This is a genomic window from Actinosynnema sp. NPDC023658 (assembly GCF_040639995.1).
Lineage (GTDB): Bacteria > Actinomycetota > Actinomycetes > Mycobacteriales > Pseudonocardiaceae > Actinosynnema.
The window spans coordinates 1-6,553 of record NZ_JBFAAX010000322.1 but is presented as its reverse complement, the minus strand read 5'-3'; the positions used below and the strand labels follow the sequence as shown (position 1 = coordinate 6,553).

At 71.4% G+C, this 6,553-nt stretch carries 6 protein-coding genes; 3 read left to right on the top strand and 3 right to left on the bottom strand.

Features of this window, described 5'->3' with window-relative positions; genetic code table 11:
* Positions 1–101 precede the first annotated feature (101 nt).
* Together AB0G02_RS25265 and AB0G02_RS25260 are read right to left on the bottom strand one after the other, a co-directional pair.
* Positions 102–461: a hypothetical protein gene (locus AB0G02_RS25265; protein WP_360798056.1), complete on the bottom strand. Its 360-nt coding sequence runs from the start codon at positions 459–461 to the stop codon at positions 102–104.
* Between the two features lie 143 nt (positions 462–604).
* On the bottom strand, positions 605–1,096 hold the full coding sequence (locus AB0G02_RS25260) for a MarR family transcriptional regulator (protein WP_360798054.1): 492 nt from the start codon (positions 1,094–1,096) through the stop codon (positions 605–607).
* A gap of 65 nt (positions 1,097–1,161) precedes the next feature.
* Here AB0G02_RS25260 and AB0G02_RS25255 point away from each other — a divergent pair, with 65 nt between their 5' ends.
* Both AB0G02_RS25255 and AB0G02_RS25250 read left to right on the top strand, forming a co-directional pair.
* A complete protein-coding gene (locus AB0G02_RS25255; protein ID WP_360798052.1) occupies positions 1,162–2,091 on the top strand; it encodes an EamA family transporter in 930 nt (309 codons plus the stop codon).
* Positions 2,060–2,653: an NAD(P)H-binding protein gene (locus tag AB0G02_RS25250; protein WP_360798050.1), complete on the top strand. Its 594-nt coding sequence runs from the start codon at positions 2,060–2,062 to the stop codon at positions 2,651–2,653. Before AB0G02_RS25255 ends, AB0G02_RS25250 begins: the two co-directional genes overlap by 32 nt.
* Positions 2,654–2,710: 57 nt before the next feature.
* Here AB0G02_RS25250 and AB0G02_RS25245 read toward each other — a convergent pair whose 3' ends face one another.
* Complete coding sequence (locus AB0G02_RS25245) at positions 2,711–5,335, bottom strand: exo 1,3/1,4-beta-D-glucan glucohydrolase (protein ID WP_360798048.1); 2,625 nt, start codon at positions 5,333–5,335, stop codon at positions 2,711–2,713.
* Positions 5,336–5,678: 343 nt separating this feature from the next.
* On the opposite strand from AB0G02_RS25245, the gene AB0G02_RS25240 reads away from it, so the two are divergent.
* Positions 5,679–6,548, top strand: coding sequence for an alpha/beta hydrolase (locus AB0G02_RS25240; protein WP_360798046.1), 870 nt, complete (start codon positions 5,679–5,681; stop codon positions 6,546–6,548).
* The last annotated feature ends 5 nt before the right edge of the window (positions 6,549–6,553 follow it).

Genomic DNA, 6,553 nt, shown 5'->3' with positions numbered 1-6,553 from the left:
GCATGAGTTCAACGCTCACGACGAACGGCGTAAGGGCTCAGCGTTGAACTCACGGGCTCTGAACGTAGGACTCTCGGCGCGTGAACGTAGGACTCTCGCGGTCAGGCGGGGATCGGCAGGAGGCGGTAGGACTTGGCGGCGGTGGTCGGGACCTCCTGGCGCACCACGGCCACGCTGGTGGTGCAGGTGGTGTCGGAGTACAGCACCAGTCCCGTGCCGTCCCCGAAGCCGCGAGCCGCCGAACGGGCCGTCGCGAAGCCCACGTCGCTGACCGGGTGACAGCCGTACGTGGACGGCAGGACCGCGCGCGTCCCGGTGAAGTCCGCGCCCGAGAACAGGCAGTAGCCCGGTTCCTGGCAGTGCGGGCTGACGTCCGCGACGACGGCGGAGGCCGGGGCGGCCGAGGCCAGCGCCGCGGTGAGCACGAAGGCGCCGACGAGCGCGAGGCGTCGTTGCGTCACGGTTGTCCCCCTTGGATCGCGTGTACCCACCCGGTGCAACCCAGCCAACCCAACCGGGACTGCTGTGGCAAGTGGGCGGGGTTCGCGACCGGGCGTGGCGTCCGGGTCGGAGATCTCGTGACCTGCCTCGGGTGGACGGGGTCTCACTTGTCGCCGAGCGACTCCAGCAGCTGCTTCAACGTCTCGGCCAACGCCGCCCGCTCGCGCTTCGACAACGCGCCGAGCAGCCGGTTCTCCGTGGCGAGGTGGTCGGGCAGCGTGCGGTCGATCAGCTCGCGACCGGCGTCGGTGAGGGCGACGAGCACACCGCGGCCGTCGTGCTCGTTGGGCGTCCGCGCGACGAGACCGCGCGCCTCCAGGCGGTCGAGCCGTTGCGTCACCGCACCGGAGGTGACCATCGAGGCGCGCATCAACTCGGTCGGCGTCAACCGGTGCGGCGGCGCGCTGCGGCGCAGCGTGGCCAGGACGTCGAACGACGCCCGGTCCAGGTCGTGCGCGGCGAACGTCCTGCCCAGCTCCCCGTCGACCAGGCGGGCGAGGCGGCTGAGCCTGCCGATCACCGCCATGGGCGACACGTCGAGGTCGGGGCGCCGCTCCTGCCACTGGGAGAGCACCAGGTCGACGTGATCTGCCACCGACCTAGCTTAGCGGTGAGCCAGATCACCACCCAGATACCTTAGCGCTGAGCTACTTTGTCTTAGTGCTAAGCAAATGGGTGACCGCGTTCGCCCCCGCCGTGTGGGGCACGACCTACTTCGTGACCACCGAGTACCTGCCGCCGGACCGGCCGCTCCTGGCCGCCCTGCTGCGCGCGTTGCCGGCCGGGTTGTTGCTGGTCGCGGTCACGCGGCGGCTGCCGCGCGGCGACTGGTGGTGGCGGTCGCTGGTCCTGGGGACGCTCAACATCGGGATCTTCCTGCCGCTGCTGTTCCTGGCCGCGTACCGGCTGCCGGGCGGGGTGGCGGCGACCGTCGGGGCGGTGCAGCCGCTGGTGGTGGCGGGCCTGGCGGCGTTGCTGCTCGGGCAGCGGATGACGGCGCGCACGGCACTCGCCGCGATCGCGGGCATCGTCGGCGTGGCGCTGCTGGTGCTGCGGGCGGACGCGCGGCTGGACTGGATCGGGATCGCGGCGGCGTTCGGCGGCGCGGTCTCGATGGCGGGCGGCGTGGTGCTCGGCAAGCGGTGGACGTCCCCCGCGCCGCTGCTCGCCGTCACCGGCTGGCAGCTCGTCGGCGGCGGTGTGGTGCTGCTGCCGGTGACGCTGCTGGTGGAGGGCGCACCGCCCGCGTTGAGCCTGACCAACATCGGTGGTTACGCCTACCTGGGCACGATCGGCGGCGCGCTGGCCTACGCGGTGTGGTTCCGCGGCCTCCGGCTGCTGCCCGCCACCCAGGTCACGTTCCTCGGGCTGCTCAGCCCGGTCGTGGCCACCGCCGTCGGGTGGCTGCTGCTCGACCAGGGGCTGACCGCGTGGCAGGTGCTCGGCGCGGTCGTCGTGCTCGGGGCGCTCGTCGTCGCCCAACAGAGGACAGCCCAGCAGAAGGCAACAGAGCAGAAGGCAACAGTGCAGGAGTCGGTGCGGGAGAAGGGGGAGAACCGTGCGGATCACGGTGTTCGGAGCGCTCGGTAGCGTCGGCAGCCGGGTGGTGGAGGAGGCGCGGCGGCGCGGTCACGACGTCACGCCCGTCAGCCGCCGGCCCGGTCCGGGCGGCGAGGTCGGTGACGCGGGAGTGGTGGCGGACGTCGTCCGGCTCAGCGAGGGCCGTGACGTGGTGATCAGCGCGACCCGGCCGGTTCCGGGCCACGAGGGCGAGTTGGTGGCCGCCGCACGGGCGTTGCTCGCCGGGGTGGCGCAGACCGGGGTCCGCCTGCTGCTCGTCGGCGGCGCGGCCACCCTCGTGACGCCCCGCGGGCACACGGTCGAGGAGGCGCCCGACTTCCCGGACGCGCTGAAGCCGATCGCGCGGGCGTGCGCCGAGCAGCTGGCGGTGTGCCGGGCGGACCGGGTCGCGGACTGGACCTACCTCAGCCCGCCGGCCGTGCTGGAGCCCGGCGAGCGGACCGGCGCGTTCCGGGTCGGCGGCGACGAGCAGGTGGGCACGACCGCCTCGGTGGAGGACCTGGCGGTGGCGCTGCTGGACGAGGCCGAGACGCCGACCCACCGGCGGCAAAGGTTCACCATCGGGTACTGACGTGCGGAAGGGGGCGGACCCAGCGGCCGGGCCCGCCCCCTTCACGTCAGTTCGGGCTCACGTCAGCTCGGCGCACGTCTTCGCGTCCGGGTCGGCCGCGGCCTTGGGAACCCAGCGGACGTTCGCGAACGACGCCTGGAACGCGCCCTCGGTGTAGACCAGGAACGGCGTGTTGACGTTCTCCAGGTCCAGCCCGCCCTGCCCGAAGCAGGAGATCGGGATCTTCACCGTCGACTTCACGCCCGTCGGCAGCCCGCCGAACAGCCCCGTCGCGTTGACCTCGGCGAAGCACGGGTACTGGCAGTGCGTGCTCACCACGGTCCGCGCGGCCGGCGCCTGGTGCACGATCACGTCGAACACCAGCGCCGCGTTGGCGTTGAGGTACCCGCGCAGGTCGCTGCCGCCCGCCGGGTCCTGGAGGTAGACCTGGCCCGGCCCGGTGCCGGTCCACGTCGTCTTCATCGCGTCACCCTGCACGTTCACGTCCGCCGGCACGACGGAGATCGAGCTGTGCGCCGCCTCGCCGTCCGGGCCGAGCTCGGTGCCGCCCCAGTTGTCCGGTGAGCCGATGAAGCTCTTGTACGGCGCGACGTCGGTCCGCACGTGGATCTCCAGGTCCTCGGTCGCGGTGCCGCCGCCGCCGTTGCCGGAGCAGCCGAACTCGGGCGAGGTCTCGTCGAGCTTCCCGACCCTGCCGGTCTCCCAGCTCCGCAGGCCGTAACCCGGCTTGAACAGCGGGTCGTAGCCCTCGCCGCCCGCGTTCAGCGGCGTCTGGCAGGCGCTGCGCGGCCACGAGTAGGACAGCGTGCCCGTGTAGCCGGGGTAGGTGTACCGGCCGCGGACCAGCAGGTCGGCCACGCCGCCGCCCTCGGTGCCGGGCAGCCACGCCGCCACGAACGCGTCCGAGCGGTTGATCTCCTTGTTGACGTGCAGCGGGCGGCCGGACACGTACACCGTGACGACCGGCTTGCCCTTGCCGCTGACCTTGTCCAGCACGGCCAGGTCGTTCGGGTACAGCTTGGCGGCCTCCAGCGTGCGCTTGCCGATGTCGCCGACGCCCTCCGCGTACGGGGTCTCCCCGATCACCGCGACGACCGCGTCGAACCCGGCCGGGTCGACGTCGCCGTTCTCGCTGAACACGACGTTGCGCTCACCGAGCGCTTCCTTGAGCCCGCCGAGGATGGTCGTGCCGTTGGGGAAGTCGGCGTTGGTGTTGCCGGTGCCCTGCCAGGTCAGCGTCCAGCCGCCGGTCTGGTTCTGCAGGCTGTCCGCGCTCTTGCCGACGACCAGCACCTTCGACCGCGGGCTGAGCGGCAGCACCCGGTTGTCGTTCTTGAGCAGCACCTGCGACTCGCGCACCGCCTCGCGGGCGACCTTGCGGGCCTCCAGCGCGTCGGCCGAGCCGGCGTCGTCGCGCTGCGAGGGCTTCTCGCCGTCCAGCACGCCGGAGCGGAGCTTGACGCGCAGGATGCGGGTGACCGCGTCGTCGATGCGGGCGAGCGGGATCTGACCGTTCTCGACCTGCGCGATCGTGTTGGAGATGAACGCCTTCCACTCGTTCGGCACCATGACCACGTCGATGCCCGCGTTGATCGCCTGCGGGCAGCTCGCGTTGGTGCAGCCCGCGACCTGGCCGATGCCGTTCCAGTCGGACACCACCAGGCCGTCGAAGCCCATCTTGCCCTTGAGGATGTCGTTCACCGCGAGCTTGCTGCCGTGCAGCTTGCCCTCGTCGATGCCCAGCTCCTCGTTGGTCCAGCTGTTGAACGACACCATCACGGTCTGGGCGCCGGCGGCGAGCGCGCCGTAGTAGCCCTGGCCGTGCACGTTGATCATCTCGGCCTCGGAGGACGGGTTGACGCCCTGGTCCTTGCCGCCGATCGTGCCGCCGTCACCGATGAAGTGCTTGGCGGTGGCGAGCACGCCGACCCGCCGCTTGCTGTTGCCCTGCAGACCCAGCACGGCCTCGTAGCCGTAGGCGCGGGTGATCCGCGGGTCCTCGGAGAAGCCCTCGTACGTGCGGCCCCAGCGGTCGTCCTGCGGCACGGCCAGCGTCGGTGAGAACGCCCAGTCCTGGCCGGTGGCGCGGATCTGCTCGGCGGTCGCCCGGCCGATGTCCCTGACCAGGCACGGGTCGTGCGCGGCGCCGAGGCCGATGTTGTGCGGGAAGACGGTCGCGCCGTAGACGTTGTTGTTGCCGTGGACGGCGTCGATGCCCCAGATCACGGGCACCTTCGTGCGACTGGCCTTGGACGCGTCCCAGTAGGCGTCGGCCAGGGCGAGCCACGCCTCGGGCGCGGCGTGCTTGTCGCGGTTCGGCCAGGAGCCGCCGCCGTTGAGCACCGAGCCGATGCCGTACTCGCGCACCTCGTCCGGGGTGATCGCGCCGATCTCCGGCTGGGTCATCTGGCCGACCTTCTCGGCCAGCGTCATCCCGGCGAGGATCTTGCGGATCCGCCGCTCGTCGGCGGGGGTGGAGTCGACCCGGCTGTCGACGCGCGGCCAGTCGGCCAGCCGCGGGAGGGACTTCTCGATCCGGGCGCACCCGTGCTCGGTGCGCGGTTCACCGACGACCGGCTGGCGCGAGGTCGACTCCGGGGAGGCGCTCGCCACGGCGCCTCCGGTGATGAGACCGGCGGCGAGCACCGCGGCCAGTGCGGCGCTCAGGTGTCTGCGGGACATCGGCGGTTCCGTTCGTCTCAGGGGCGACGGCTCTGTCGCGCCCGATCCTCGCCACCCCGCCGGTCGGGGTCAAGGGTTCTGTGGGAGCGCTTCCGCGCAGGTGGGGGTTACGGTCCCCGGCCCGCGTTCCGGTCCGGACGAGGGAGCGGACGTCGAATCGATCATTCACTCAATCGGTTCACCTGAATCCCTTTCGGATTTATCCCCGGCGAATTCGTCCACAGAAGTTCGGAAAGCGGTTACTTGACTTGAGAGTAGGTAGTGGGTCAGACTCGATCCGCTGCCAAGGTCCACTCAGGACTCTCTCCGCCAAGTCCTTGTCGTCCTGGGAAGAAGCACAACCATGCCTTCGAGGTCTCCCCTGTCCCGCCGCGCGCTGATTCTCGTCGCGACGGTCGCCCTCACCACTTCCGGCGCGGTCGCCCAGGCCGCGGAGAACCCGTACGAACGCGGCCCCGCGCCGACCACGTCGAGCATCGAGGCCACCCGCGGTCCGTTCGCCACCAGCCAGGCCACCGTCTCCGCGACGAGCGTGCGCGGCTTCGGCGGCGGCACGATCTACTACCCGACCAGCACCGCCGAGGGCACGTTCGGCGCGGTCGCCGTCGCGCCCGGCTACACGGCGAGCCAGTCGAGCCTGTCCTGGTTGGGGCCGCGCCTGGCCTCGCAGGGCTTCGTCATCTTCATCATCGACACCAACTCCCGGTACGACCAGCCCGCCTCCCGCGGCGACCAGCTGCTGGCCGCGCTGGACTACCTGACGACCACCAGCACCGTGCGCAGCCGGATCGACTCCACCCGGCTGGGCGTGATGGGTCACTCCATGGGTGGCGGCGGCGCGCTGGAGGCCACGAAGGACCGGCCGACGCTGCAGGCCTCGATCCCGCTGACCGCGTGGAACACCACGAAGACGTGGTCTTCGGTGCAGACCCCCACCCTGGTCGTGGGCGCGCAGGACGACACCGTCGCCCCGGTCGCCAGCCACTCCGAGCCGTTCTACAACGGCCTGCCGTCCACCCTGGACAAGGCCTACCTCGAACTGGCGGGCGCGAGCCACTTCGCGCCGAACACCTCGAACACGACGATCGCGAAGTACAGCATCGCGTGGCTGAAGCGGTTCGTCGACAACGACACCCGGTACGAGCAATTCCTCTGCCCCGCGCCGCGTGCCACGGCGATCTCGGAGTACCGGGACACCTGCCCGCACTCCTGACCCAC